Annotated in this window: 23 protein-coding genes; 7 read left to right on the top strand and 16 right to left on the bottom strand. The window is 60.1% G+C overall.

Annotated features, from left to right (window positions below; genetic code table 11):
• Nucleotides 1-32: 32 nt before the first annotated feature.
• Complete coding sequence (locus ACIGGE_RS00180) at nt 33-941, top strand: DMT family transporter (RefSeq protein WP_397489048.1); 909 nt, start codon at nt 33-35, stop codon at nt 939-941.
• Between the two features lie 2 nt (nt 942-943).
• On the opposite strand, the gene ACIGGE_RS00175 is transcribed toward ACIGGE_RS00180, so the two are convergent.
• The 7 genes from ACIGGE_RS00175 to ACIGGE_RS00145 all read right to left on the bottom strand — a co-directional run bounded on the left by ACIGGE_RS00175 (nt 944) and on the right by ACIGGE_RS00145 (nt 8,597).
• A complete protein-coding gene (locus ACIGGE_RS00175) occupies nt 944-2,260 on the bottom strand; it encodes a DUF2254 domain-containing protein (protein ID WP_103022706.1) in 1,317 nt (438 codons plus the stop codon).
• 59 nt (nt 2,261-2,319) lie between these two features.
• Nucleotides 2,320-4,437, bottom strand: a complete 2,118-nt coding sequence (locus ACIGGE_RS00170; RefSeq protein WP_397489047.1) for a prolyl oligopeptidase family protein — start codon at nt 4,435-4,437, stop codon at nt 2,320-2,322.
• Nucleotides 4,438-4,458: 21 nt separating this feature from the next.
• Nucleotides 4,459-5,121, bottom strand: a complete 663-nt coding sequence (locus ACIGGE_RS00165; protein ID WP_397489046.1) for a hypothetical protein — start codon at nt 5,119-5,121, stop codon at nt 4,459-4,461.
• A gap of 8 nt (nt 5,122-5,129) precedes the next feature.
• Nucleotides 5,130-6,116, bottom strand: a complete 987-nt coding sequence (gene nadA, locus ACIGGE_RS00160) for a quinolinate synthase NadA (protein WP_103022442.1) — start codon at nt 6,114-6,116, stop codon at nt 5,130-5,132.
• A 70-nt stretch (nt 6,117-6,186) separates the two neighbouring features.
• The gene (locus tag ACIGGE_RS00155; RefSeq protein ID WP_397489045.1) at nt 6,187-6,963 is read right to left on the bottom strand and encodes a hypothetical protein; all 777 of its coding nucleotides are present in this window, start codon (nt 6,961-6,963) and stop codon (nt 6,187-6,189) included.
• Nucleotides 6,964-7,053: 90 nt separating this feature from the next.
• Nucleotides 7,054-7,740 carry a DUF4230 domain-containing protein gene (locus tag ACIGGE_RS00150; protein WP_397489044.1) on the bottom strand — a complete coding sequence of 229 codons (687 nt, stop codon included), beginning with the start codon at nt 7,738-7,740 and terminating at the stop codon, nt 7,054-7,056.
• Nucleotides 7,725-8,597 (bottom strand): MBL fold metallo-hydrolase, encoded by an 873-nt coding sequence (locus tag ACIGGE_RS00145; protein ID WP_221597965.1) that lies wholly within the window; start codon nt 8,595-8,597, stop codon nt 7,725-7,727. The genes ACIGGE_RS00150 and ACIGGE_RS00145 overlap by 16 nt, the downstream gene beginning before the upstream one ends.
• 62 nt (nt 8,598-8,659) lie before the next feature.
• Between ACIGGE_RS00145 and ACIGGE_RS00140 the strand changes: the two genes are divergently transcribed.
• Nucleotides 8,660-10,123, top strand: coding sequence for a glycerol kinase (locus tag ACIGGE_RS00140; protein WP_397489043.1), 1,464 nt, complete (start codon nt 8,660-8,662; stop codon nt 10,121-10,123).
• On the opposite strand, the gene ACIGGE_RS00135 is transcribed toward ACIGGE_RS00140, so the two are convergent.
• On the bottom strand, nt 10,124-10,579 hold the full coding sequence (locus ACIGGE_RS00135) for a DUF1465 family protein (RefSeq protein WP_103022447.1): 456 nt from the start codon (nt 10,577-10,579) through the stop codon (nt 10,124-10,126).
• A gap of 94 nt (nt 10,580-10,673) precedes the next feature.
• Nucleotides 10,674-10,883 (bottom strand): YdcH family protein, encoded by a 210-nt coding sequence (locus ACIGGE_RS00130; protein WP_103022707.1) that lies wholly within the window; start codon nt 10,881-10,883, stop codon nt 10,674-10,676.
• Between the two features lie 165 nt (nt 10,884-11,048).
• Here ACIGGE_RS00130 and ACIGGE_RS00125 point away from each other — a divergent pair, with 165 nt between their 5' ends.
• The 5 genes from ACIGGE_RS00125 (at nt 11,049) to tilS (ending at nt 16,535) form a co-directional block, all read left to right on the top strand.
• Nucleotides 11,049-11,204, top strand: coding sequence for a YdcH family protein (locus ACIGGE_RS00125; RefSeq protein WP_103022448.1), 156 nt, complete (start codon nt 11,049-11,051; stop codon nt 11,202-11,204).
• A gap of 71 nt (nt 11,205-11,275) precedes the next feature.
• Complete coding sequence (gene ptsP, locus ACIGGE_RS00120; RefSeq protein WP_221597962.1) at nt 11,276-13,546, top strand: phosphoenolpyruvate--protein phosphotransferase; 2,271 nt, start codon at nt 11,276-11,278, stop codon at nt 13,544-13,546.
• A 142-nt stretch (nt 13,547-13,688) separates the two neighbouring features.
• Nucleotides 13,689-14,516 (top strand): helix-turn-helix domain-containing protein, encoded by an 828-nt coding sequence (locus tag ACIGGE_RS00115; RefSeq protein WP_397489042.1) that lies wholly within the window; start codon nt 13,689-13,691, stop codon nt 14,514-14,516.
• 104 nt (nt 14,517-14,620) lie between these two features.
• A complete protein-coding gene (locus tag ACIGGE_RS00110; RefSeq protein WP_103022451.1) occupies nt 14,621-15,550 on the top strand; it encodes a tol-pal system YbgF family protein in 930 nt (309 codons plus the stop codon).
• Nucleotides 15,551-15,614: 64 nt separating this feature from the next.
• Nucleotides 15,615-16,535: a tRNA lysidine(34) synthetase TilS gene (gene tilS / locus ACIGGE_RS00105; protein WP_397489041.1), complete on the top strand. Its 921-nt coding sequence runs from the start codon at nt 15,615-15,617 to the stop codon at nt 16,533-16,535.
• Nucleotides 16,536-16,544: 9 nt separating this feature from the next.
• Here tilS and ACIGGE_RS00100 read toward each other — a convergent pair whose 3' ends face one another.
• From ACIGGE_RS00100 to ACIGGE_RS00070, 7 genes are all read right to left on the bottom strand, one after another.
• Nucleotides 16,545-17,201 carry a L,D-transpeptidase family protein gene (locus tag ACIGGE_RS00100; RefSeq protein ID WP_221597959.1) on the bottom strand — a complete coding sequence of 219 codons (657 nt, stop codon included), beginning with the start codon at nt 17,199-17,201 and terminating at the stop codon, nt 16,545-16,547.
• An 83-nt stretch (nt 17,202-17,284) separates the two neighbouring features.
• A complete protein-coding gene (gene eda / locus ACIGGE_RS00095) occupies nt 17,285-17,896 on the bottom strand; it encodes a bifunctional 4-hydroxy-2-oxoglutarate aldolase/2-dehydro-3-deoxy-phosphogluconate aldolase (RefSeq protein ID WP_196846798.1) in 612 nt (203 codons plus the stop codon).
• Nucleotides 17,893-18,864, bottom strand: a complete 972-nt coding sequence (gene glk / locus ACIGGE_RS00090) for a glucokinase (RefSeq protein ID WP_397489040.1) — start codon at nt 18,862-18,864, stop codon at nt 17,893-17,895. Before glk ends, eda begins: the two co-directional genes overlap by 4 nt.
• 2 nt (nt 18,865-18,866) lie before the next feature.
• Nucleotides 18,867-20,684, bottom strand: coding sequence for a phosphogluconate dehydratase (gene edd / locus ACIGGE_RS00085; protein ID WP_397489039.1), 1,818 nt, complete (start codon nt 20,682-20,684; stop codon nt 18,867-18,869).
• Complete coding sequence (zwf, locus tag ACIGGE_RS00080) at nt 20,674-22,116, bottom strand: glucose-6-phosphate dehydrogenase (protein WP_221597957.1); 1,443 nt, start codon at nt 22,114-22,116, stop codon at nt 20,674-20,676. Before zwf ends, edd begins: the two co-directional genes overlap by 11 nt.
• An 82-nt stretch (nt 22,117-22,198) precedes the next feature.
• Nucleotides 22,199-22,996: a transglutaminase family protein gene (locus tag ACIGGE_RS00075; RefSeq protein WP_397489038.1), complete on the bottom strand. Its 798-nt coding sequence runs from the start codon at nt 22,994-22,996 to the stop codon at nt 22,199-22,201.
• A 199-nt stretch (nt 22,997-23,195) separates the two neighbouring features.
• A complete protein-coding gene (locus ACIGGE_RS00070) occupies nt 23,196-25,562 on the bottom strand; it encodes an EAL domain-containing protein (RefSeq protein ID WP_397489037.1) in 2,367 nt (788 codons plus the stop codon).
• Between the last annotated feature and the right edge of the window lie 129 nt (nt 25,563-25,691).

Below are 25,691 nucleotides of genomic sequence, written 5' to 3'. Positions count from 1 at the left end.
GCGCGACTTGGCCTTTGAGCTAGGGGCGCGTCATGGACGAGACAAGCAGCCGGCCGGACAAGAATGGCTTTCAGGCAAGTGCATGGCACTTTGCAGCGTTGCTGGCGGGAAATGCGGCATTGGCGCTCGGCCCATGGCTGGTTCGTCTGTCCGATACCGGACCGGTATCGGCAGGGTTCTGGCGTCTCATCCTGCCGGTCCCGATACTGGCTTTTTTGGCCTGGAGGTCCCGTTCGGCCGGGCCCTTGGACAAGAAGCTGACAGTGCTTTGCCTGATCGCCGGAGGTTTCTTCGCGGTCGATCTGGCAAGCTGGCACATCGGGATCGAGCGAACCCGTTTGGCAAATGCCACATTGTTCGGAAACGCCGGCAGCATCATATTGATGGTCTGGGGCCTGATCGCTGCCCGTCGCGCTCCTTCGGGCCGGGAAGGAGTGGGCGTATTTGCTGCCATTACAGGAGCAGGGATCCTGCTGGGCCGTAGCATGGAGATTTCGGCAACGACCTTTATCGGCGACCTGTTCTGTCTAGCGGCCGGCATATTCTATGCGTTCTATCTGTTGCCTGCCCAGCGGGCGCGAGCGGTCCTCGGATCCTGGTTTGTCCTGTTGCTGGTCAGCCTGACGGCAGCGCCGATATTGCTGGGCATGGCCGTCGCGGCAGGCGAACCCGTTTGGCCCGGTGCCGCTGGATGGACACCCATTCTGGTGCTCGCCCTGAGTAGCCAGGTCATCGGCCAGGGGTTGCTGGTATTCTCCCTTCGAAATTTCCCGCCGCTGGTCATCGGCATGGCGCTGCTGACCCAGCCTGCCATCGCGGCAACCGTGGGATGGCTGGCATTCGGCGAATTGCTCGAGCCGCTCGATATTTGTGGTATGGTGCTGGTCGGCGCAGCACTTGTCTTGGCACGAGCCCCGGGCAAGGCTGGGCGCGTTCGATAGGATTACCAGAAGGCCTTGTTGAAAGTGCTTACGTGGCGTTCGAAACGGTCGAGGTCGGGCCCGACCAAAGATAGGCGAGCCTGACCTGCAAGCTTGTCCGCTTGGTCTTTCAGAAGGGCGCGACGGCGCTCATCCTGAACCGGGATGGCTGCGTTGGCGAGCGTATCGAGCATCACTTCTGCTGCAATCGGGGAATCCGCAACTGCGCTGCGGATCGCTCCGAAACCGCGACTAACATAATGGGCGAAATCGTCGGGCAGGGGGATGACCGGGCAATCGTCCGCATCCTTACCACAGATGTCCTTACGCAGATCCCGTCGCCCGATTTCTGCTGTCGCTGCCCCCAACCAATGCAGGGCTGTTATGGCGGTGAAGGGATCGTTAATCCCTGGCGATAAGGCCCGCAGTCCGATCTCTACCAACTCGTCGATCAGGAATTGCGGATCCTGCTCGGGAGTGCGTGATGGGCCCAGGGTAAAGCATTTGCGAACCCGCTCCTCGACGTCGTCCGGGTTGCATCCGTCGACATCGATAAAGGGCATCTCGCAATGGACGAAATCGCCGGTGCGTATGCGTAGCGAAAAGGTACAGCCGCATTCTTTGGCGATTTTCTCCAGATCTTCGAAATCGATCAGCTGCACATACCCGGTATGCCAAGCTCTCAGCGGCTCGCCGCCTTTCTGTTCCACCGCGTCGCGAAACTCTTCCTCGACAGGATATGTTTCCCGGATTGCCTTGAGTAATCTCTCTCCGATCCCCTCGAGAACCTTGTTGATGCGAATGCTGGAAGGGATGTGATTGAGGAAATAAACGAGGACCGCCACGCACATGCCCATGAGGGCATAGGCCACAAGCAGTGATAATTGCGGGACGAAACCGGGAAGGGCCGTGGTTGCTGCATCGAGGGCATTCGTCGGCGTTTCGTCTTCTGTCCTGACAGCGCGCAGAACGACGAGAGCATAAACGAAACTGCCGATGAAGGTCGCCAGACTCAGTTGGTTGCCACGATCTTCCATGAAATTCGTGAGCAGCCGCGGACCGTAATTGCCGCTGGCATAGGCAACTGCAGCGATTGTAATCGAAAATACGGTCGAAGCGACGCCGATCATGCTGCCCGCCATGACCGTGAGCATGTCGGACGCGCCCTTGGGACGTGCAGGGACGATCCAGCTTATGTCGTTCAGAAACTCCGCGAAGCCTGCGCGGTCGAGGGCGACCATAACGAAAGCCAGCACTCCCGCGACGATGGAAAACAACGCCGGATAGAACCAGTAATTCGCGTTAAGCCGTGCCCAGAAAAAACGAATGTCGGCGGTCAAGCGGCCATCCCCTGCCAATGTTGATCAGGGGATGAACGCTTCACCTGCAATTGCGTGCCTTAATCCGCATCCTTGCCGATTTCCCGGTTCAGATAGGAGAGGAGCAGGGCCGCGCGCTTCGCGTCTTCTTCATGGTCGGAACCGACCGAATGCCCACCTTCGCGGTATTCGTGATAATAGAATGTCTGGCCGTACGCTTCGTGCTTGGCGGCAGCCTTGCGAGCATGACCGGGATGCACCCGGTCATCCAATGTGGACAGATAGTAGAAGGCGGCCGGTACGTCGGGCCCGTCCGACATATTCTGGTAGGGGGACCATTCCTTCATGAAGGCCCAATCCTCGGGAACATCGGGATTGCCGTATTCCGCCATCCAGGACGCACCCGCGAGAAGCTTGTTGTAACGGCGCATATCGATCAGCGGGCTTCCGCTGATGATGGCGCCGTAAAGGTCGGGCCGCTGGTTGGCGACGGCGCCCACCAGCACACCGCCGTTCGACCGGCCGCTCGCAGCGATGTGGCCCGGCGTCGTCAGACGGCTCGCCACGAGATCGTCGGCCACCGCATGGAAATCATCGAAACTGTTCTGCCGCTTTTCGCGCAGGGCGTCCTCATGCCAGCGTGGCCCGTATTCGCCGCCGCCCCGGATATTGGCGAGCACATAGGCATTGCCGCTTTCAACCCAGAACAGCCCCAGCGGCCCGCTTCGATAGGGTTCCGCCGTGAGGTACTTGGGTGTCTGCGCCGCGCGGAAGCCGCCATAGGCATGGATTAACGTGGGCAGCGGTCCCTGCGCATCTTTCGGCCGAACGAGGTAATAGGGAACCTTGGTGCCATCCTTCGAAGTGGCGAATTTCTGTTCGACCGTGAACTTGCTTGCGTCGAACTGGGCGGGCTCGCTGGCGATGGCGACCGCTTCGCCTTCGCTGGGAACGGCGTAGAGCGTGGGAGGCGTGAGCATGCTCTCTACCGTGACGAAGGCAGTATCGCCCCTGCCGCTGGTTTCGGCAATCTGGACCGTGCTGTTCGCAGGCAGTTCCATGTCGCGCGCCGTCCATCCGGACTGGCCGGGCGAAAGTTCGATCAGCTTTCCTGAAACGTCATCGAGAACCTTGACCCACAGCTTGGTTTCCGAAGCGGCCACTTCTTCGATCGCCTGCGTGTCGCTCGGCCGGAAAACGGCGAAGGGCGCAGGGTCGGAGCCGTCGAGAACGCTTTGGAGCGACCATGCAACCAGGGCTCCCGGCTGTTCGGTGCCGCCTGTCGTTTCGAGCGCGGAATTGAGCTTCGCAATGACAAGGCCGTTTAGCACCGCCTCGAATTCGGCATCCTCGGGCAAGGGCAGGGGAACCGTGCTGCCATCCTCTTTTACGAGGGAGATCTGGTTGGTCCAGAAGCTCGGGCTGCGATTGACGAAGCGCCAGCGTGTATCCCCGTCGAGCACCGAAAAGCCCGAAGCGCTGATATCGGCCTGCTCGCCTTCCGCAATCTGGCGCGCAGTGGAGAAATCCGTGCCACGATCCCAGAGTTTGACCAGGCGCGGATAACCCGAATCCGTCAGCGATCCCTCGCCTTCGTCCGTGCCGACGAACAGCGTATCCTCATCGAACCACGCGACGTTCGACTTCGCTTCCGGCAAGCTGAAGCCGCCATCGACAAAGCGGCCGGTGGTGACATCGAATTCACGGACGACATCAGCGTCGGTGCCACCGGGGCTGAGCGCGATAAGGCAGCGGGCGTATTCGGGGGCAAGGCAATTGGCCCCGTGCCAGACCCAGCTCTGTCCTTCGTCTTCGCCCAATTTATCGACGTCGATCAGAACCCGCCACTCAGGGGCCCCGGCCATATAGCTTTCCAGGCTGGCGATCCGCCACAGCCCGCGGGGGTTATGCGCATCGCGCCACAGGTTGGTCACCATGTCGCCCTGGATGGCATCGGGCAGGGCGATCTGACGCGTATCGTCGAGGATCTGCTTCGCCCATGCCTTGGCAAGCGGATATTCTGGCTGAGCCGTCAGGACGGCTTCGGTATCGGCGTTCCACTGATCGACCTTTGCCAGGGCCCGTTCGCCCTGAATTTCCTCAAGCCAGATATACGGATCGTCTGCGTCCGTATCCTGTGCGGCTATCGTCGTGGGAGCGAATGCGAGTGCGGCGGCCAGCGCCCAGCGTGCGACCATGATATATTCTCTCCAGTCAAGTTATCTGTGTTCATCGTAAAGGTATTCGACACCGGAATTAATGACCTCGGCCCAACTCTTGTTGTTGACTAGCCTGGATTTGGTGAAACGTAGGTCGCTACAGCCCGGTAGTGCCGTTGCAATTTCACGAAGCGACTGAGCGAGAGTATCTGGCATGCCGGGACCAAGCACGATGCGATCAATCGACGAAAGGGAGATTGGAATTCGGTAAGTGTCGAGAGCGAAAAACTCATCTGACCAAGCAACGATGCGATACTCCTGCTCGGCTTTGAATGTGTCGCGCTTCAGAAAAGGAAGATCTCCTAGAGGTATGTTCCCGAGCTCTCTGATTTGCTTCAGATTTCTATATTCGACCGGTCCATGTACCACTTCGTCATACGTCTTGGCCCGCTCCAAATCCACTACAAGCTTCTCCTTAGCGAACTGTATAGCAACACCATGGGTGCCGCTCGCAAAAATCTGCCAGTGGTGTGCCTGCTCGTACCCCTCCGCAAAGCAGAGAGCATAGACAGAGCCCTTGCCACGCAGATCAGAGTACGCTTTCAGGCCTAGAGCGTCGTTCTGGTCGAACCAGCGGGTAGGCGGCAACAAGGTCAGTTTTTCGCTCTTTAGCATGTCCAAAAGCGAAAGAACGTTGGTGTATCGGCGAAGGCTTTCGGCCATTAGTCGGTTCAGACTTTGCCCAGATCGCCTTTGCCGATCGTTCCGCTGGCCATTTCCAGCATGCGGTCGAGGCTCTGTTTGGCTTTGAGGCGTAGGCCTTCCTCGATCTCGATGCGCGGTTCCAGATCCCGCAGGCAGGCGTACATCTTTTCCATCGTGTTCAGCGCCATATAGGGGCAGATGTTGCAGCTGCAGTTTCCATCCGCACCGGGGGCGCCGATGAAATTCTTTTCAGGCAGCGCCTTTTCCATTTGATGGATGATGTGCGGCTCGGTCGCGACGATCAGCGTATCGCCTTCGAAAGTCTGCGCGAATTGCAGGATGCCGCTGGTCGAGCCGACATAATCGGCATGATCGACGATCGTCGGCGGGCATTCGGGGTGGGCTGCGACCGGGGCGCCGGGATGCTGCGCCTTGAGCTTCAGCAGTTCAGTTTCGCTGAAGGCTTCGTGCACGATGCACACGCCCGGCCACAACAGCATTTCGCGGTTGAACTTGCGGCTCATATAGCCGCCCAGATGCCGGTCGGGGCCGAAGATGATTTTCTGGTCTTCAGGAATCTGGCTGATGATCGTTTCTGCGCTCGAACTGGTGACGATGACGTCGCTCAGCGCTTTCACTTCCGTCGAACAGTTGATGTAAGTGAGCGCGATGTGATCCGGATGCGCTTCGCGGAAGGCTTTGAACTTTTCGGGCGGGCAGCTGTCTTCAAGACTGCAACCGGCGTCCATGTCCGGCAGGACTACGATTTTTTCAGGGCTGAGGATCTTGGCCGTATCGGCCATGAACTTCACGCCGCAAAAGACGATCACGTCAGCATCGGTATCGGCAGCCTTGCGCGACAGTTCGAGGCTGTCGCCGACGAAGTCGGCAATATCCTGAATATCGGCGGTCTGGTAATAATGCGCGAGGATGATCGCGTTCTTCTCCTTGCGGAGGCGGTCGATCTCGGCAAGCAAATCCTGTCCGGTGGGCAGGTCGGTCTGTGCGGTCATTGCGTGTCCCGTTGGTCCAATTGTGGCCTCTATAGACCGAACGGGCCGGAAGGCGAGGGCGTTCCGGGTTTCACATGGTAAAGCCAGGCGGAAGATAAGCCCCGATCGGGCGTTCGGCTCCGGGCGTGCCTGCAATCACCCAATTGGTGATGGCATAGCCGGCCGGAGAGAAAGCCAGAACCATCGATGCGGCGAAACTTCCGATGAGGATCCCCATGCCCCACCAATAGGCGGGATGGACGCGCCCGAACTTGCGCTTGTCGGCCACCATGCCGATCACGGGAAAAATCAGCGTCACGCAAAAGGAAATTGTCCACGCATTGGGTATCAGGAGGGGCATGGGCAAAAGCCGCCCGATACCCGGGCCGGTCAGAATGCTCATGGCGACCAGCATCAGCCGTCGGTGCCATCCCGTGTAGCGTTGGATTCTGAGCGCCCACCACGCCAGACCGCCAAAGGTCATCACTCCGACGAGATTGCCAATCAGAAATTCGCTGACATTGAAGAAGAATGGCCCACCGGTACGCCGTGCGATGAATATCATGATCGTACAGCCCGCTGCCACCATGGCAGGCACCCAGAAATAGGAGATTTTGCCCAGCGATCTGTGCAAGGCCCATTGTCCGCGCGAGGCCGTGACATGTTGGGCTACATACAGGCCGACCCAACCCATGAAGATCATGGCATGGACATGAAAAACGACAGGCGATGCGAAGGTTGATCGGCCCATCGCCAGATTGAGCGAGAAACCGGCAACAATGACCGCCGCCATTGCGAAAGCCATTGTGGTGAAAAAACGAGTATTGCCGCGATCGACAAGAACCTGCGGCGCTGCAGCAGTGGCCATACTCGAAATCCTCAGGCGATGAACCGAGCGACCTTGTTCTGTGTGCGCAGATTTACTCCCAGAGGTGCCAGTGCGTCAATCCGGGATGGATCAGCCCGGCTGTTTCTCGCCGTCGAACCGCACATTCACGGTGACATTGCCATACCCTGCCACTTCGAGTGGAATGGCGAGATTCTGGCGCACCGCGTCCTTGGCCGCCTGGCGTGCCAGGGCGAGCACCTCTGGATTCTTGGCAAACTCCGCCGCCTTGCGTTCGGCCTGACGGGAATTGTTCCGTGCTAGATCGGCGCTGGCATCGCGGCTCACATAGGTGCCTTCGGTGAAGGTCTTCTGCGCGGCCTCGTCGAGATTGGGGCGCGAAATGCGCAACTGCGGTATCACCACCGTCATCGTGTCGTTGCTGTCATTCCATTCGAACCGGTCGCGGTCCATGGTCGAAAGATCGAGCCGATATTCGACTGTTGCGGGTATGATGGCCGCCTGTCTGCTCTTCAGCAGATCCACTCCCATGATGCCGCGTCGATCCTCGCTTTCCGCCACGACTTCGAAGCGGCTGGAGAAGACGGTCAGCGAATTCTGCTTCTCGAAGGCCAGCATGGCGCTTCCCACCGGATCGCCTTCCTCGTGATAGAAAAAAGCACGCCAGCCGAGCCAGGCTGCCGCTGCAAGCAGCACGATGACGATCAGCCACGGCACCGCCTGCGTGCGAGCGAGTGACTGTTCGCGCCTGACTTGGGGCTCTACGGTAGTTTTGCGGGTCTTCAGATCGTCTGCCATATATCGCCCGAACGAGCGACTAGGCCGCGCTGTTCCAGATCGATGAGATGGGCCGTCACCGACATCTCTGCTGCCTTGAACAGTTTGGGATCGAGACCCTTGTACATCTTGGGTATGAAATCGGCCGCCCGGTGTGGCCCTTCGGCAAGATGCCGAACAATCTGATTCTCCCGCTGGCGACGATGACCGATCATGCCGCGTACCAGCTGACGAGGCTTTTCGACCGCTTCGCCATGGGCAGGATAGAAAACCGTGTCGCTACGGGCGTAGAGCTTCTCGAGGCTCTTCATATAGTCGTTCATGTCGCCATCCGGCGGAATGACCACGCTGGTCGACCAGCCCATGACGTGATCGCCCGTAAACAGTGCGCCACTCTCCTCCAGCGCAAAGCACAAATGGTTGGATACATGCCCCGGCGTTGCGACGGCGGAAAGCGTCCAGCCCGGGCCGGTCATCTGTTCGCCATCTTCCATCACGCGATCGGGTTCGTACGTCCGGTCGAAGGCGGCGTCGGCACGCGGGCCGCTATCGTCCAGCACCAGGGGGGCACAACCTACGATGGGCGCACCGGTCCGTGCTGCGAGTGTTCTGGCGGCGGGCGAATGATCGCGATGCGTATGCGTGCACATGATCGCGCAGACATGCTCATCGCCAATGGCCGCCTCCAGTGCAAGCAGGTGCGCTTCCTCATCCGGTCCGGGGTCGATAACCGCGCATCCATCGCCCATGCCGACAATGTAGGTCTGGGTGCCGGTATAGGTATAGGGCGACGGGTTCGGCGCGAGTACGCGGCGCACCAGCGGCTCGAGCTGCATTGCCTTGCCCGTGGGCCACGGTTTGGGAGGAGGTCCAGCCATGGTCTTGCATATGGGGGCTGGGGTGCGCCATGTCACGTCCAGCCTGATGCAAGGGAGAGAGCATGGCCGACTGTATCCTCGTCCTGGACGCCGGGACCACTTCCACCCGTGCAATGGTTTTCGCGGGCGATGGAACGATGGAGGCAGTCGCACAGGCCGAATTGACCCAGCACTACCCGCGGCCGGGCTGGGTAGAGCACGATGCAGGCGAAATCTGGGACAAGACCCTGAAATGCGCGCGAGAGGTCGTCGGCCAGGATGCTCCGCGGATCGCCGCCATCGGGATCACCAATCAGCGCGAAACAGTTGTGGCCTGGGACCGCAATTCGGGCGAACCGCTCGCTCGCGCGATTGTATGGCAGGACCGGCGTACGGCGGATTTCTGCGCTACCATGAAAGCCGATGGCCACGAAGTGATGGTCCAAAAGCGAACCGGCCTGTTACTCGATCCGTACTTTTCCGGCACCAAGATGCGATGGATGCTGGATCACGACGCCGCGGTGCAGGCTGCCGCTCAAAATGGTTCGCTCGCATTCGGCACGATAGAGAGCTGGCTGGTCTACAAGCTATCCGGCGGGGCACATATCAGCGATGCCAGCAATGCCAGTCGATCGTTGCTGCTCTCGCTCGATGGGGCGCAGTTCGATAGCGATCTATGCGAATTGTTCGGGGTCCCGCCTGCTGCCTTGCCCGAAGTGGTGGATACGCATGGGAGGCTCGCCGATTGCGATCCGCAATGGCTGGGCGCCGCCGTTCCCATTTGCGGTCTCGCCGGCGATCAGCAGTCGGCGACAATCGGGCAGGGTTGTCTGTCCTTCGGGGAAACCAAGGCGACATATGGTACCGGTGCTTTCGTTCTCACCAACAAGGGACGGGAGATTCCGCATTCGGATAACCGCCTGCTGGGCACCGTGCTCTATCAGGAAAATGGTGAGAGGACCTATGCGATCGAAGGGGCGTGTTTTGTTGCGGGCAGTCTGATCCAGTATCTGCGCGATCAACTGAACCTTATTGGCAGTGCAGCGGAAACGGAAGAACTCGCGCGCTCGATAGCCGATAGCGGGGAGGTGGTTATTGTTCCGGCTCTGGCGGGGCTCGGTGCGCCGCACTGGCTGCCCGATGCGCGAGGGGTCATCTCCGGGCTCAGTTTTGCCAGCGGACGCGCGCAGATCGCCCGGGCCGCGCTGGAGGCGATGGCCCATCAGACGCACGATCTCGCATCGGCCTTCGCTGCCGATGGTGCTCCCTGGACGCATTTGAGGATCGATGGCGGGATGAGCGCCAATGACTGGATGGCGCAGGACCTTGCAGATATTCTCGAAATAGAAGTCGAACGACCGGACTTTATCGAAACCACGGCTCTCGGGGCTGCCATTCTGGCCGCGGTTGGATGCGGTCTCCACGCCGACCTCGAAACGGCAGCTCTCACCATGCGCAGTGAAACGACTACATTTTCGCCGAAGATGGATGGCGATGTGAGAACGTCGCGCCTTGCCCGCTACTCGAAAGCGCTCAGTGCGGCCTGATCAGCCTGTGGCAAACGCCTTGGCAATGCGGCCCTGTAGGGAGGCCACGGGCATCTTTACGGCAATATCTGCGCGCCTTTCGCGATCGAGTCGCGCGACCCGGGCATGCAGCCGTTCGCTCTCCTCGATCAACGCGCGCGTTTCCGGTTCCAGCCGGGCAAGATTGTCGGCATCGGCCTGTCGTTCTTCCGGCAAGGTGCCGCAATGCTCAAGCTGCGTATCGGACAATTCGCCAGCCATGTAGGCGCGGTGATTGAGAAGCCACGCCAGTACATGCATCAGGCGCGTGGTGGTGCGCAGACCTTCAATCGACAGTGCAACGCGCGTCAGATCATTGCAGTCGGCTGCATTGTCCTGAAAGCGGAGGTCGAAGGCTGCCCGTGCGTCATCCGCCAGGACCAGCGCTTCCGAATACAGTTCTTCGATGATTTCGTGATTGATATTACGTGCCGACATGGTGGGGGCCGATAAACCCAACCAGTCGAAGGCTCCAGCGGATTAATCTTTGTTGTCCCGGCCTGACGCACTCCGGCGGCGTGCGCCGGTCCGTCTACGCGATGATATCGGGCAGGAGAACGTCTTCGATCGCGGCGATGCGATCCTTCAGCACTAGCTTGCGCTTCTTCAGCCGCGCCATTTGCAACTGGTCCACGAAGCCGCGCTGGTCGCCGGCTTCGGTCAGTGCGGCTATTGCCACGTCGAGGTCGCGATGCTCGCTACGGAGCAATGCCAGCCTCTTGCGCAGTTCCTGTTCGTTCACCACGACCTTCCCGGACAATCGCCCCAATCGACCGCCTTGCCGCATGCCCGCAAGATGCCCCTTTGTAAATTGCCAATCCTATGGTTTCATGCTCTCCCGGCGGCTCGTTCCGCACAAGCAAACGAGTCGTTCCTGGGGTCGCACAAACGTCAAGGAGACAACCCGATGCAATCATCCCATGTCGACGCGCTCAAAGCCAAGCACGCCGGGCTCGAGGCTCGCCTGCACGAAGAACAGATCAGGCCTTCGCCCGACATTGCGATGATGCAGCAGATCAAAAAACAGAAGCTGCGCATTAAGGAAGAAATCGCTTCCTGCTGACTTTGACCAAAACGAAGCGGGGCCATGCGTCCCGCTTCCGCCTTTCGGTATATTTGCTATAGGCTGTAGCCATGTCAGCTGCAGCATCCGCCCGCCAGATCCTCACGCGCCTTCACGAGATCATGGCTGGGCGTACCCACGCGCAGCACAAGCTCGACCGGGTCGTCGAAATCATCGCCGAAAGCCTGTTGAGCGAAGTCTGTTCGATTTACCTGCTTCGTGAAGGCGCTCTCGAACTTTACGCGACGCAGGGCCTCAATCCCGAAGCCGTCCACGTCACGCGCCTTGCAATCGGCGAAGGCCTGACCGGCACGATCGCGAAGAATATCGAGACGCTGAACCTGGCAGAAGCCAAGGCGCACCCCGATTTCGCCTATCGCCCCGAAACGGGCGAAGAAAAATTCCATTCCTTCGCCGGTGTGCCGATCGTCTACCGGGAACGCGCCGTGGGTGTGCTGTGCGTCCAGCATGTCGACCCTCGCCGCTACGAAGAGGTCGAGATCGAGGCGTTGCAGACCACCGCCATGGTGCTGTCGGAGCTTATTGCCCACAAGGAACTGGTCGATGACGAGGAGCAGATCGACCTCGAAATCGCGCATGTCGAAAACGACGTGCTCGAAGGGCTGACCCTGGTGAAAGGTCTGGCTGCGGGCAAGGCGGTCTTCCACCAGCCCCGGATCGAGATCGATCAGGTCGTGGCCGAGGATATCGAGGCCGAACGCCAGCGCGTCTACCGCGCGTTCGACAAGATGCGCGACCAGATCGACACGCTCGGCCGGGAAGCCGAATTCGGCAAGGGCGGCGAACACATCGAGGTTCTCGAAACTTACAAGATGTTCGCTTACGACGAAGGGTGGAGCCGCCGGATCAACGAGGCGATCGACAGCGGCCTCACCGCCGAAGCGGCGATCGAGCGCGTCCAGCAACGCACCCGGATGCGCATGCGCGAAATCGACGACCCGCTGCTGGCCGATCGCATGCATGATCTGGAGGATTTGTCGAACCGCCTGCTGCGCATCGTCTCGGGCCAGCTCGGCACCGCCGCGACGCAAGGTCTGCGGCGCGATGCGATCCTGTTTGCGCGCAACCTCGGCCCGGCGGAACTGCTCGAATACGACCGGCGCCGCCTCAAGGGTGTGGTGCTGGATGAGGGGTCGCTCACTGCTCATGTGGTGATCGTGGCGCGCGCCATGGGCGTGCCGGTGCTCGGGCGCGTCACCGGGATCCGCTCGCGCGTCGCCGAAGGGGACGAGGTGATACTCGATGCCGACCGCGGCATGGTCACCCTGCGTCCGAACCAGCAGGTCCTCGAAGCGTTCGAAACACGCTTCGCCAAGACGCGCGAGAAACAGGCCGCCTATGCCGAACTGCGCGAGGTGGAGCCGTTCACCCGCGACGGGACGCGCATAACCGTCATGATGAATGCCGGCCTGCGCGACGATATGAGCGCGCTGGCGATGAGCGGTGCCGACGGCGTCGGCCTGTTCCGCACCGAATTCCAGTTCCTCGTCTCCTCGACCCTTCCCCAGCGGGACCGGCAGATGCGCCTCTATCGCGATGTGCTCGACGCCGCTGGCGACAAGCCGGTCGTGTTCCGCACGGTCGACATCGGCGGCGACAAGGCGGTGCCCTATCTCGACAATGCCGTGGCCGAGCGTGACGAGAACCCGGCCATGGGCTGGCGCGCCCTGCGTCTCTCGCTCGAACGCGAAGGCCTGCTGAAAGCACAGGCCCGCGCCCTGCTCGAAGCGGCAGCCGGGCGCACGCTGTCGGTGATGTTCCCCATGGTTAGCGAACCGTGGGAATTCGACGCCGGCCGCCAGGTCTTCGAAGACCAGCTGAAATTCCTGCGCGATCGCCGCAAAGTGGTGCCCGAAACGATCGAATACGGCTGCATGCTCGAAGTACCCGCGCTTGCGGACGTGCTCGATCTGCTAGCGCCCAAGCTGTCCTTCATCTCGGTCGGGACCAACGACCTCACCCAGTTCCTCTTTGCGGCCGACCGCGCCAATCCCAAACTGGCGGAGCGTTACGACTGGCTGAGCCCCGCGATCCTGCGGTATCTGGCGCGCGTCTCGCAATCGTTGATCGGCCAGAACGTCAGACTGGGCGTGTGCGGCGAAATGGGTGGGCGGCGGCTGGAAGCATTGGCGCTGCTCGGCATCGGTTACCGTCGCCTGTCGATCACTCCGGCTGCGGTCGGCCCGATCAAGGAACTGGTCCGCAAGGTCGACCTTGGCGAGATCACCGAATTCATGAATCGTCTGCTGGCATCGCCGCCCCCCAACATGCGCGCCGAACTGCAGCAGTGGGCGAACGAGCGGGATATCGAGTTCGACTGATTTCGTCTCGAATGCGCCTCTTTTGGTCGGTCGTTCGGATATGTGTTATTAAGCATGCTTGACAGTTGCCCGGCAGGTTCGCTTTGCGTGGCAACAGGACTACATGCGGAACAACCGCAGGATCGGATAAATCGGGGATCGCATGAGCGACGAAGAAACTCTTGAACACGAAGCGGTGCCAGAGGCTGGCGGCGTCGGTGCGCGGCTCAAGCGCGCGCGCGAACAGGCCGGGCTCGATCTCGAACAGGTCGCCGCCGAAACGCGCATTCCGCAGCGGCACCTGCTGACGATAGAAGAAGGCGCCCTGACAGATCTGCCGGCGCGCACCTATGCCGTCGGCTTCTCGCGTACCTATGCCCGGCTTGTCGGGCTGGATGAACGTGAAATAGTCGATCAGGTGCGCGAAGAACTGGCGCAGGGCAACGATCGCAGCATCACCCCGGCCAAGTTCGAACCGGGCGATCCTGCGCGTGTACCCGGCCGTGGTCTTGCATGGTTTGCGCTGTTCGCCGCCGTGCTTCTGATGGGCGGGATCTACGCCTTCTACAGCAGCTATTTCGCGCCGGGCCTCGGCCCCGCACCGCTGAAGGGGCCCGAAGAACAGGTGGCGGCGAATGCCGAGGGCGCTGCCACGCCTGCCCCGGCACAGACTCCGGCTGCGACCGGGCCCGTGGTCTTCACCAGCGAAATGGACGATACCTGGGTCAAGTTCTACGACAGCAAGGGTGATCGGCTGTTCGAAGCGCAGATGGCCAAGGGCGACAGTTTCACCATTCCCGCCGATGCCGAAGGGCCGCAGGTCTGGACCGGGCGTCCCTACGCCCTCGCAATTACGGTCGGCGGCCGCGCTGTTCCCAAGCTTTCTGAAGAGGACGAGATCATCAAGGATGTTCCGGTGACGGCAGAGGCATTGCTGGCGCGCGCCGATCAGCCTGCCGGTCCTGCGACACCGGCGCCCAGCGGCGGCTGAATCGCCCTTCTGTCGAAAGGGGATAAGCCCCTTCATGGCCTCGACAGCTTCGCGGCCCTAGTGCAGTTTTGGTTACTATAAATACTCGTGTGGAGCTTCTCCCGATGACTTTCGGATCGTTCGCCCGTCACCTCTCCTTCGTGGGTGCGGGTTTTGCCCTGCTGGCCACTTCGACGCCTGCCTTGCCGCAGGACGGCAATGACGAAGCGCGCCTGCGCCGTCTCGAATCGGAAGTTCGCGCGCTTCAGCGCAAGGTATTCCCCGGCGCCGACGGGCGCTTCTTCGAACCCGAAATCAGCGCACAGCCCACAGCGCGGCCCACTGCTCCGTCGACATCCACCACTGCAGTCACGGATATTCTGGCCCGGCTCGATGCGCTGGAAACGCAGCTCCAGCGCCAGACTGCTCTGAACGAAGAAAACGGCAATACCATCCGTCTGCTGGCGGAACGGGTCGAAGCCCTCGAAGCGGCGCGGTCGGGCAGCATGCCGGCGCCTTCGTCGACTTTCACTCCGGTACCCACCTCGACCTCGTCGTCCAGTGCCGGTGCGACGCCCGCACCGGCTCCAGCCCCTGCGGCCCAGGCCGGGCCTACGCAGGAACGACTGGCGAAGGTCCAGGCCATCGCCAAACCCCAGACGGACGATCCGCTCGACGATGAATATTCCTATGGCTTCCGCCTGTGGGAAGCGAAGCTTTATCCCGAAGCGCAGCAGCAGCTGACCATGTTCGTGGAACAGAACCCCAATCACTGGCGCGCTACCTATGGCCGCAACCTCCTTGGCCGTGCCTATCTCGACGATGGGAAGGCCAAGGAAGCGGCCCCCTGGTTCCTGAAAAACTATCAGGACGACAAGACCGGTGCGCGCGCTGGTGACAGCTTGCTGTATCTGGCGGAATCGATGATCGCGCTGAACGATACGCGCCGTGCATGTATCGCCCTGGCGGAATTTGCAGAAACATATCCCGCGCTCGCCTCTGGCCGCCTGCAAGGCCAGTACGACGCCAATCGCGGCAAGGTGAAGTGCAATTGACGGATCGCTCGATCCGCCGCTGATCGAGCGTTTTCGGGGCGACCTCGCTCCTCTCTGGCCGGGAATGGACAGCCCCGGGGCCACATTGGGCCTCGCTGTTTCAGGGGGCGGGGACAGCCTCGCCCTGCTCCTGCTCGCCCGTGCGGCATTGCCCGGCAGGGTAAAGGCGGCAACTGTCGATCACGGCTTGCGTCCGGAAAGCGCCGATGAAGCGGACAGGGTCGCCCGTTACTGTGCCGAACTCGGCGTGGCACACACGACGCTCACCGTATCCGTTGCGCGCGGCAATACGCAGGAACAGGCGCGCAAGGCCCGTTACGCGGCGCTCGGCGATTGGGCCAAAGAAAACGATCTCGGCGCCTTGGCCACGGCTCATCAGATGGATGACCAGGCCGAAACATTCCTGATGAGGCTCAATCGCGGCAGCGGTCTGGCCGGGCTGTCGGCAATCCGGGCCCTTGGCTCGGTCCCCTCCGCTCCGGTCAGGCTTGTCCGTCCCTTGCTGCGCTGGCGCCGCGATGAACTGGCGGCGATCGTCGAACGGTTCGGCTGGTCGGCTGTCGATGACCCGTCGAACCATGACGATCGATACGACAGGGTGCGCATGCGCCGTGCGCTGGCCGAATGCGACTGGCTCGACATTTCGGCGATCGAGAAAAGTGCCGGTTTCCTTGCCGAAGCCAACGACGCGATCGAATGGATGGTCGGCCGTGAATATGCCGAATGCGTGACCCCGGTCGACGACGCGGTTTGCTATGCGGCCCTGCGCACCGGCGTTCCGCATGGTTTGATCAGGGCAGGCGTGATCCGCACGATCTACCGCCGGTTCGGCAAAAGCATCGGGCAGGGCGAGGCGGCGGAACTGGCGGACAGTCTGGTCGCCGGCAGAAAATCGAATGTCGGCGGCTTGCAGGCTCATGTGGAAGACCGTGGGGGCGAACGTCTTTGGGTCTTTCGCCCGGAAATCCCGCGCCGGACCGGATGACCCGGATCGCTAGATGATGCTGTCGCCGTGGCTCATCCGCTGGCCATTGGTAATCACGACTTTGTCGCCTTTCTTGGCAATGGCGAACAGCCGCTCGGCGATCTCGTCCGGCACGCCGACGCAGCCGTGGCTGGCATAGCCGTTCTGGACTTCGCTACCGCCATGAATGGCAACGCCGTCGGATGTCAGGAACATGCTCCATGGCATGGGGGCATTACCGTATTTCTCGGACACATTGTGCCGCTGCTTCCACAGGATCGGGAATACGCCAGTGGGGGTCGGATGGTCGTCCGTGCCCAGCATGACTGCAGCCGCGCCGATTTCATAACCGCCCCGGAAGATCGAGATGACCCGCGCTTCCAGATCCACCGTGACCAGCAGCGGGCCGTCCGGCACGCCTTCGTCGTCCCAATGCCATTCGCCGTATTTGATCGGCCCTTCGATCGGAAGGATGCGGCGCACGGTATAAAGCCGCTTTGCATCGGCAATGGCCTTTGCAGCGATCGCACCATGGGCATGAACCGGTTTCGCCGCGACAGGCGCCTTGGATACGGATGCGCCGGCAAGCGGGTTTTCGGCGGACGCTCCGCTACCGATCGCAACGCCCGCCAGAACGAGCGCAGCCGCGACGGTTCCGCCGCCGATCCACTTCAGAATCACATCCATGAACAGGTTATGCCCGCAAAACGCTTAATGTTCCACTTTGCGCAAAAAGCCGTCCCATCGGGGCACGATGGAAAGCGGTCGCGCTAACCGCGCAGCGCGCACGCCTCACGGGCGAGCTGTTCGACTTTGGCTTCATCTACCGCTCCGCGCGGCGCGACCCAGCTGCCACCCACGCAGAGCACGGGATCGAACGCCAGCCACTCTGCCGCATTGTCCAGCGAAACGCCGCCGGTCGGGCAGAAGCGACACTGGCCGAAGGGCGCTGCCAAGGCCTTGAGGGCCGGCAATCCGCCAGCCGCCATCGCGGGGAAGAACTTGAAATGCGTCAGACCCAGATCGAGCCCGCGCATGATGTCTCCGGCATTGGCGATGCCGGGCAGAAACGGAATGTCGTCGCGGATTGCCGCCTTGCCCAGCGGCTTGGTCAGGCCCGGCGAAACGATGAACCGGCTTCCCGCATCGACCGCGCTGGCAAGGTCGCGCTCATTGGTCACAGTACCTGCACCCACGATAGCACCTTCGACCTCGCTCATCGCGCGGATCGCATCCAGCGCGACAGGTGTCCGCAAGGTCACTTCCAGGATGGGCAGGCCACCAGCGACCAGCGCCCGTGCCAGCGGCTTGGCATGTTCCAGATCGTCGACCACGATCACCGGGATTACCGGGGCGGTCTGCATGATGTCGGCTATGGTCATGGGTGTTCCCTGACGAAGGCTGCGGCGGCCCCGAACAGGCCGGGCTGCGGATGAACGATGAGCTTGACCGGGATCGAGGCCATCAGCTCCTGGAAGCGTCCCTTGGACTTGAACCTTTCGGAAAAGCCCGATTTGAGCAGCGTATCCCGGATGCGATAACCAAGGCCGCCTGCGATCACGACCCCGCCGAAACCGCCTTGGGCAAGGGCGATGTCGCCCGCAACACTGCCCAGCGACATGCAGAAACGATCGACTGCCGCAGCAGCAAGGCTGTCGCTGCCATCCTGCCCGCGCTTCCAGATCGCGATGTCGTCTTCCTCGGCGACCGGTCGGCCTTCCATGGATGCCAGCGCCTGATAGATGTCGGAGATGGCCGGGCCCGCCACCACGCGCTCGACCGATACCCGTACGTGCCGCTTGCGCAGACGCGCCAGGATGGCATCGTCGATCTGGTCGAGCGGGGCGAAATCGATATGGCCGCCTTCGGTCGCCGACACGCGGTATGTGCCGTCAGCCTCGCGATAGAGATGCGCCACCCCCAGGCCGGTACCGGGGCCGAGCACGCTCAGCCGGCCCGTCGGTGCCAGCGGTTTGTCGGGGCCGGTCAGGTGGATGAACTGGTCCTCGTCGACACGCGCGACCGCATGGGCGACCGCTTCGAAATCGTTGACGATGCAGTATTGTTCGACGCCCAGCTTTTCCCTGACCAATGCCGGGCGAATGATCCAGGGATTGTTGGTAAAGCGGATGACTTCGCCGCCGACAGGGCCCGCGATCGCCATCGACACGCGCGGCGGCAGGGATCCGCCCATCCGGCCGCGAAAATCCTCCCACGCCGTCTGAAAGCTGGCGTGATCCTCGGTATGCAGCGTTTCCGGTTCGCTCAGGCTGATCGTGCCGTCGTCGGCAACGGTTGCAATGGCGAAGCGTGCGTGTGTGCCCCCGATGTCGACGCTGACCAGTTCCATTGTCACAGGCCTGCCATCGCCATCATCGAAGACGCTCCCTGTTCGGCTCCGTCTGCATTGCTGCGGAACATGGCGAACAGTTCGCGGCCCATTCCGGTTTCGGGTTCGGGCGCAGGGGCCGGCTCGCGTGCATCGAGATCGGCATCAGTGGAAAGCTGACCCGTAGCTGCGCAAACGCGCACGATATCGCCGTCGCGCAGTTTCGACAGCGGCCCGCCGCCCAGCGCCTCGGGCGTGCAGTGGATTGCCGCGGGCACCTTGCCCGATGCGCCCGACATGCGACCGTCCGTCACCAGCGCGACCTTGTACCCACGGTCCTGCAGAACGCCGAGGGCAGGGGTCAGCTTGTGCAATTCGGGCATACCGTTTGCTCTCGGCCCCTGAAAACGCACTACAACCACTACATCACACTGTAGTTCGCCCAATTCAAACGCTTGATTGACATCCTTTTGCGTTTCGAAAACCCGGCAGGGCGCTTCGATGGTCCAGCGCTCGCGTTTCACGGCGGAGGATTTGAAGCAGGCCCTTCCTAAATTCCCCTGCACGAGACGCATGCCGCCGTCTGCCTGAAACGGGTCCGAAGCCGGCCGCAGCATCTCCGTATCCCCCGACGGTCCCGGGTCGCGCCACGTCAGATCGTCGCCGTTCATGCCGGGTTCTTTGCTGTAGCTTTCGAAGCCGCCGTCCCAGATGGTAAGGATATCGCGGTGCGCCAATCCTTCATCCAGCAGCGTGCCGATCACATAGCCCATGCCGCCAGCTTCATGGAAATGGTTCACGTCGCCCGACCCGTTGGGGTAAACGCGCGCTACCAGCGGCACGGCGCTGGACAGCTCCGACAGATCGTTCCAGTCGAACCGGATGCCTGCCGAGCGTGCCATTGCCGGTATGTGGATCGCATGATTGGTCGACCCGCCCGTCGCCAGCAAGCCGATGGCCGCGTTCACGATTGCCTTTTCATCCACCACGCGCGCCAGCGGACGGAAGTCTTCGCTCGACTTCCCGATTGCGGCAAGGCGGTGGGTAGCTGCGCGGCTCAGCTCCTGCCGTAACTTGGCGCCAGGCTGCACAAAAGCTGCGCCCGGGACGTGCAGGCCCATCATTTCCATCATCATCTGATTGGAATTGGCGGTTCCATAGAACGTGCATGTGCCCGGCGAATGATAGCTGCCCATTTCGCTCGCCAGCAATTCATCGCGGGTGGCCTTACCCTCCGCGTAGAGCTGGCGGGTGCGCTGCTTCTCCTTGTTGGAAATGCCTGTGCCCATCGGTCCAGAGGGCACAAAGATCGCTGGCAAGTGCCCGAAACGCAGCGCCCCCATGAGGAGCCCCGGAACGATCTTGTCGCAAATGCCCAGCAGCGCCATGCCATCGTACATCGCATGGCTGAGGGCGATCGTCGTCGAGAGCGCGATCGTATCGCGGCTGAAGAGCGAAAGCTCCATTCCGGCCTCGCCCTGAGTGACGCCGTCGCACATCGCCGGGGTCCCGCCGGCCACCTGCACCGTCGCGCCCACTTCGCGCGCCCAGATCTTCATCCGCTCGGGATAGCGATAATAGGGCTGATGCGCCGACAGCATGTCGTTGTAGGCGGTCACGATGCCCAGATTGGGTCCCCTCGCGGCACGGATGGCTTCCTGATCCTCTTCCGCCCCGGCAAAGGCATGGGCGAGGTTGGAGCAAGACAGGGAGCCGCGATTGACCTGCCGCTCGCCCTCCCGATCCATCAAGTCAAGATAGTCGGCCCGGCTGTCCCGGGAATTCTCGATCACGCGCTGGGTAACGCGATGAATAGTATCGTTGAGCGTTTTATTCGTCATGCCAGCTCACCCCGTCCCGTTCTGCAAGAGCGATGGCGGCATTTGGTCCCCAACTGCCCGCCCCATAGGTTTTTGGCTTTATGCCTTTGTCTGCCCACAATTGGCGGATGGCATCGATCCATTCCCACTGCGCCTCGATCTCATCACGCCGCACAAACAAGGTCTGATCGCCCTCGATGAGGTCAAGCAGCAAACGTTCATAGGCGATGCGCCTCACGGTCCCGGAAAAAGCATCCGGCATGGCAATGTCGAGCGGGATCTGGCGCAGCCTGATCCCTTCGCGATCGAGCCCGGGGACCTTTGCCATCATAGAAAGCTGGACATTTTCTTCCGGCTGGATTCCGATGACGAGGCGGTTGGGCTGAGTGGTCGCACCCCGGCCTTCGAAAATCGAATGCGGGACACACCGAAACTGCACGACGATCTCGGTTACCCGCTCGGGCAACCGTTTGCCGGTTCGTAGGTAGAAAGGGACTCCCTTCCAGCGCCAGTTGTCGACATGCGCCTTCAGCGCAACGAACGTCTCGGTATCGCTGTCCCTGCCTAGCTCTTCATCATAGCCGGGGACCGGGCTGCCATTGACTGCGCCTGCCCTGTATTGGCCGGTAACGGTTTCATCGGCAGCTACTGGACGAAGGGCGCGTAAAACCTTGACCTTTTCGTCGCGCACTGCGGTAGAGCCAAAGCTCGTCGGAGGCTCCATCGCCACCAGCGCCAGCAGCTGCAGCATGTGGTTCTGAACCATGTCACGCAACGCACCGCTATCGTCATAATAGGCTACGCGCGATTCCAGGCCGACGGTTTCCGCTACGGTGATCTGGACGTGATCGATATAGTTCGAGTTCCACACCGGCTCGAGCAGTATGTTGGCAAACCGTAATGCTAGAAGGTTCTGGACCGTCTCCTTGCCAAGATAGTGATCGATGCGAAAAATGCGGTCTTCGCTGAACGCCTTGGCGACTGCATCGTTTATTTCTTCGCTCGATGACAGATCGATGCCGAGAGGCTTTTCCAGACCGATACGAACATTGCCTTTGGTCAGCCCTGCGTGAACAAGACCGTCGATCGTCGCTTCGAACAGGCTTGGTGCGGTCGAAAGGAAGATCGCCAACCCCTTCACGTACTCGCCCACCTCGCGGGCAAGTTCGTCATAGCCTTCGAGCGTGGTAGCATCGACCGGCACGTAGCTTAGGCGATTGAGGAATTCGGCTACGCCGCCGCGTCGGTGATCCGGCAGGTATTTTTCGAGCGCCTCCCGCGCGAAATCCCGAAACTCCTTCGTGGACATTTCCGATCGAGCCGTCCCTACGATCTTGAGGTCGGGTTCGAGCAGCCCATCGGCGTCGAGAGCGCATAAGGATGGAAGCAGCATGCGCTGCGACAAATCGCCAGTCGCGCCGAACAAAAGCAGTCGATCTGCGGTCAAGGTCATGCCTGGGGCCACCCACTCACATCTTTTCTCCCTCGAGCGGCGGTTATCAGGGGCACGCAATGCATGCCAGTCGGCTGCATTCCTATTCTTTCGTAACGCGAACCGAACTTGAACGGAAATCATTGGCGCCGAAGCTTGTCAGAAAGCTGACATCGGCGGCGTCCCTGCCTACGCCGATCTTTATGGTTTCGGCGGGGTCGGCCATGCCCGTAGCATCCACAAGCTGCCATGTGCCCCCATCGCGCGTAAACGGATCGGCCAGGAAAACTTCCGCTACCGCGTGAAAGTCTGGCGGATCGACGCCAGGCGCGTAACACGCGACATAGCGGGCAGGAATGGTGCTCGCGCGCGCAAGCGTTACGAGCATATGCGCGTAGTCGCGACAGATGCCTTGGCGAGCGATGAAGCTTTCGGCCGCACCGGTCTTGGTCGTCGAACTGCCAGGAACGTAGCTGAAATGTTGGTTGATCCAGTCACGGATTGCCGCGACCCTTGCTCCACCGGTTGTATCGGCGAAGCGCGATTCCACGAATGTCTGAAAGTCGTCGGCTGGGCAATAACGGCTATCGAACAGATACTCGACCACATCTCCGGGCATTTCATGCGGGGGAAGGCGCGAGAGATCCTCCAGCGGGGATAGCTGTCGGTCGAGTTGGACCTCGGCCCGATACGCGACTTCGAAGTCGCCTTCGGTACGGACCCAGATCCTCTCACCGATGTCGTCTTTCGCAGGGACGCGCGCGCAATGGACACTGCTTCCCAGTCGAGTTTCGGTCGAAAGTATTCTCTGTTCCGGAATTTCCGCCGCTTCGAATTGCAGCAAGACATCTGTCGGGGCGCCGAGGTGAAAGGCGAAGCGGGTTTCTATGATGATCGGCATATGCGTGGTGAACGCTGCACGGGGGCGTTCGTTTCACCAAGCCCAGAAACGATAAAGGGCTCCACAAGGGAGCCCTTTTAGATTCTCTCTTCGATTGTGCTTAGTCAGCAGTGAAGAGCCACTTCCAGATATTCCACATAGCCATAGCCTCCTGTTGGTCCAGGAGTTAACTGCCATTAACCATGTTTGTTTGTAAAGTCTAAACTGCGTTCGCCGAGGCTTGGCTATCCATTGCATCCTTTAATTCCAGAAGGTTAGATAGAGAAACGGGTCGAGAATACGCATACCCTTGTACCTGTTGGCAACCGATCACCTCAAGTAGATGAATGTCCTGCGGATTTTCGAGCCCCTCGGCCACCACATTGATTCGCGCTTCCCGGCCCATCGACGCGATGCTGGCTACAATTGCGCGAGCCTTCGGATCCTTGGCCATGTTGGAAACAAACAAGCGGTCGATCTTGATCTCGTCGAACGGTAGTTCGTAGAACGCCTCATAACTTGCAGATCCGATCCCGAAATCATCCATCGATACTTTGACGCCAATGGTCTTAATTTCATCTAGGATGCTAGCAGCTATTGAATAATCGGATATGCGTGAAGTCTCGGTGATTTCCAAAACAAGGTACTGGGGATCAAAATCGGCTGCCTGAAGCGCGTTTCGAACTAACCCAGCAATTCGCATATCTCCCAATAACGTCGCGGATATATTGACCGACATTGTGATTTTGTGACCGCGAAAGTGCAGTAACCTTCCTGCTGAGCATGCGGTTTGCAATACGAAGCGCGTGAGATGCTCCATGCGCCCCGCCTTTTCACATTGCTGGATGAAATGAACAGGCGATATGAAACCTCGCGCTGGATCGTGCCATCGCACTAATGCCTCTACGCCAGCGACACTCTTGGACACTAAATCGATCTTCGGTTGGTAAACACAATAGATTTCACCAACTTCCATGGCTTCGTCGATGCGCGCTCGAAGAGAAATGTCCCAGAGAAGGTCGCTCTGCGATCCGGTTTCTGAAATGGTAATTGGATTGTGTGCTTCAGACGTCTCTTCCGCCGCTGCTACTGCTGCGGCAAGGCGTGCGGCAGGATCGCCTTCGACGGTAGCCACGCCAAATGTAATACCCACATCAACTGAATAACCACCAACCTGTATTGGTGCAGCAAATATAGCGCGCAAGCCTTCAAGATGTTCGATGACGTCGTCAGTCACGTCATTTGCGACATGCCAGCCCAAGTGGTGGCCTTCACTGTAAATGGCTAGCTTGGGGTCAGCTGCTCGAAGGCGGTCTACGAATTTCAGTACATATTTACCTTTATCTTCCGCTTTTAGTGTTTTTAAAACACGTTCATAATTTTGAATTCGCGCGATAACAATATGGCCGGAACAAACATTGTCCCTTAATAAGCGAGCTTCGAGTGCACGGAGTTTTGGCAGACCTGTTTCGCCGTTGACCATCTCAACACGGCGCTTCCAGCGGCTACGCGAGCGAAACCCTGCAAAGATTATTAGAAAACCCACCGTATACGAGAGGTCAACTCGAATACCCAACTTCGCTGTAACAAACAGCAATATTGGTGCGAGTAGAGCTAATATTACGTAGCTTATCCATCGACGCTTTCTAGTGATACCGAGAATAAGAGCTGCGCTCAAAAGCGACGCAAAGGCACACAATACCACAGCACCGCTGAGGTATTGTGTGTGACCTGCCTTTAGCGTTTCACCGGCGTAAATGTCTACGAAGCTGGCCGGGGCATTAATCATCATCGGTATTGGCTGCTGCGTGCCTGCTACACGATTGCTGTGCCCCAAGACCACGACTTTGCTTGTCACGTCGATCGGCGAACTAGAGAGGCCAGAAGCCTCACGGTCCAGACTTTGCATAGCTAGGATGGGAATTTTTAAATGAGCAAAGCCATAATCCACGATGTAGGGAGAATTGGCGTCACCTTGTGCACCAGCAATCGCTGATCCGAAGCCACGAAAAGCAGCTCCATCGTATTTGTAAGCGTGGTGCAGTTCCCACGCAAAGCCAAACCAGTTTCTGTCAGTTTGGTCGGAAACTACTCTATCCGCCCCCCCGGCAATTGAGTTGGCTGTTGCTCGGCGCTCCTTAGTTAGGCCTGGTCCGGAAATCACGCGATCAACAAGAGTGATACGGGGCCCGAGGTGAGCGATAGCCTTCGCCAGTTCCTCATCTGCCTGCGCATCACTAGACTTTGGAAATGTTACATCCAGAAAAACCTTGCCTACGCCGCGTCGATCTAGTTCGTTCAGAGCGGAAGCGACCTTGAAACGGGCTTTCGGATCATCGGGGTCGTTCAACACCTCGTCGGAAGAGACAAATATCACGTCCCCCGACGGGCTACGATCAGCAATACGGGACTGGGTCAACCACAAGAATTGATCGATCGGATCGAAAAAAGTGATAGCAAATAGGGCAAGGCTGATCAGTCCGGCCCAAAGTACGTGGCGCAGACGTTCGAACACACGGCCGCTAGAACGCGTACGTGTCCGGGCAAGGAGATGCCTGGCAGGGTTCGAGGTGCGTGTTTCGCCCATCGAGTACCCTTATGGAGGTCTTAAGTTTAAAAAAGGTTTGACGAAGGGTGAGAGAGTCCACCGGGTTCCCACCAAACCGTGGGTTTCAGTGGTAAATTTGGCTTTAGGAATTACCGGTAAAGAACGCTG

The sequence above is a fragment of the Qipengyuania sp. NPDC077410 genome (assembly GCF_044543405.1).
GTDB classification, from domain to species: Bacteria; Pseudomonadota; Alphaproteobacteria; order Sphingomonadales; family Sphingomonadaceae; genus Qipengyuania; species Qipengyuania pacifica.
This window is presented reverse-complemented; position numbering and strand designations above follow the sequence as displayed.

Excerpts from the sequence above, each read along its gene's own strand:
- ACIGGE_RS00180 (WP_397489048.1), top strand. The coding sequence starts at position 33 with ATGGACGAGACAAGCAGCCGGCCGGACAAGAATGGCTTTCAGGCAAGT.
- ACIGGE_RS00170 (WP_397489047.1), bottom strand. The coding sequence starts at position 4,437 with ATGGTCGCACGCTGGGCGCTGGCCGCCGCACTCGCATTCGCTCCCACG.
- ACIGGE_RS00165 (WP_397489046.1), bottom strand. The coding sequence starts at position 5,121 with ATGGCCGAAAGCCTTCGCCGATACACCAACGTTCTTTCGCTTTTGGAC.
- nadA (WP_103022442.1), bottom strand. The coding sequence starts at position 6,116 with ATGACCGCACAGACCGACCTGCCCACCGGACAGGATTTGCTTGCCGAG.
- ACIGGE_RS00155 (WP_397489045.1), bottom strand. The coding sequence starts at position 6,963 with ATGGCCACTGCTGCAGCGCCGCAGGTTCTTGTCGATCGCGGCAATACT.
- ACIGGE_RS00150 (WP_397489044.1), bottom strand. The coding sequence starts at position 7,740 with ATGGCAGACGATCTGAAGACCCGCAAAACTACCGTAGAGCCCCAAGTC.
- ACIGGE_RS00145 (WP_221597965.1), bottom strand. The coding sequence starts at position 8,597 with ATGGCTGGACCTCCTCCCAAACCGTGGCCCACGGGCAAGGCAATGCAG.
- ACIGGE_RS00140 (WP_397489043.1), top strand. The coding sequence starts at position 8,660 with ATGGCCGACTGTATCCTCGTCCTGGACGCCGGGACCACTTCCACCCGT.
- ACIGGE_RS00135 (WP_103022447.1), bottom strand. The coding sequence starts at position 10,579 with ATGTCGGCACGTAATATCAATCACGAAATCATCGAAGAACTGTATTCG.
- ACIGGE_RS00125 (WP_103022448.1), top strand. The coding sequence starts at position 11,049 with ATGCAATCATCCCATGTCGACGCGCTCAAAGCCAAGCACGCCGGGCTC.
- ptsP (WP_221597962.1), top strand. The coding sequence starts at position 11,276 with ATGTCAGCTGCAGCATCCGCCCGCCAGATCCTCACGCGCCTTCACGAG.
- ACIGGE_RS00115 (WP_397489042.1), top strand. The coding sequence starts at position 13,689 with ATGAGCGACGAAGAAACTCTTGAACACGAAGCGGTGCCAGAGGCTGGC.
- ACIGGE_RS00110 (WP_103022451.1), top strand. The coding sequence starts at position 14,621 with ATGACTTTCGGATCGTTCGCCCGTCACCTCTCCTTCGTGGGTGCGGGT.
- tilS (WP_397489041.1), top strand. The coding sequence starts at position 15,615 with ATGGACAGCCCCGGGGCCACATTGGGCCTCGCTGTTTCAGGGGGCGGG.
- ACIGGE_RS00100 (WP_221597959.1), bottom strand. The coding sequence starts at position 17,201 with ATGGATGTGATTCTGAAGTGGATCGGCGGCGGAACCGTCGCGGCTGCG.
- eda (WP_196846798.1), bottom strand. The coding sequence starts at position 17,896 with ATGACCATAGCCGACATCATGCAGACCGCCCCGGTAATCCCGGTGATC.
- glk (WP_397489040.1), bottom strand. The coding sequence starts at position 18,864 with ATGGAACTGGTCAGCGTCGACATCGGGGGCACACACGCACGCTTCGCC.
- edd (WP_397489039.1), bottom strand. The coding sequence starts at position 20,684 with ATGACGAATAAAACGCTCAACGATACTATTCATCGCGTTACCCAGCGC.
- zwf (WP_221597957.1), bottom strand. The coding sequence starts at position 22,116 with ATGACCTTGACCGCAGATCGACTGCTTTTGTTCGGCGCGACTGGCGAT.
- ACIGGE_RS00075 (WP_397489038.1), bottom strand. The coding sequence starts at position 22,996 with ATGCCGATCATCATAGAAACCCGCTTCGCCTTTCACCTCGGCGCCCCG.
- ACIGGE_RS00070 (WP_397489037.1), bottom strand. The coding sequence starts at position 25,562 with ATGGGCGAAACACGCACCTCGAACCCTGCCAGGCATCTCCTTGCCCGG.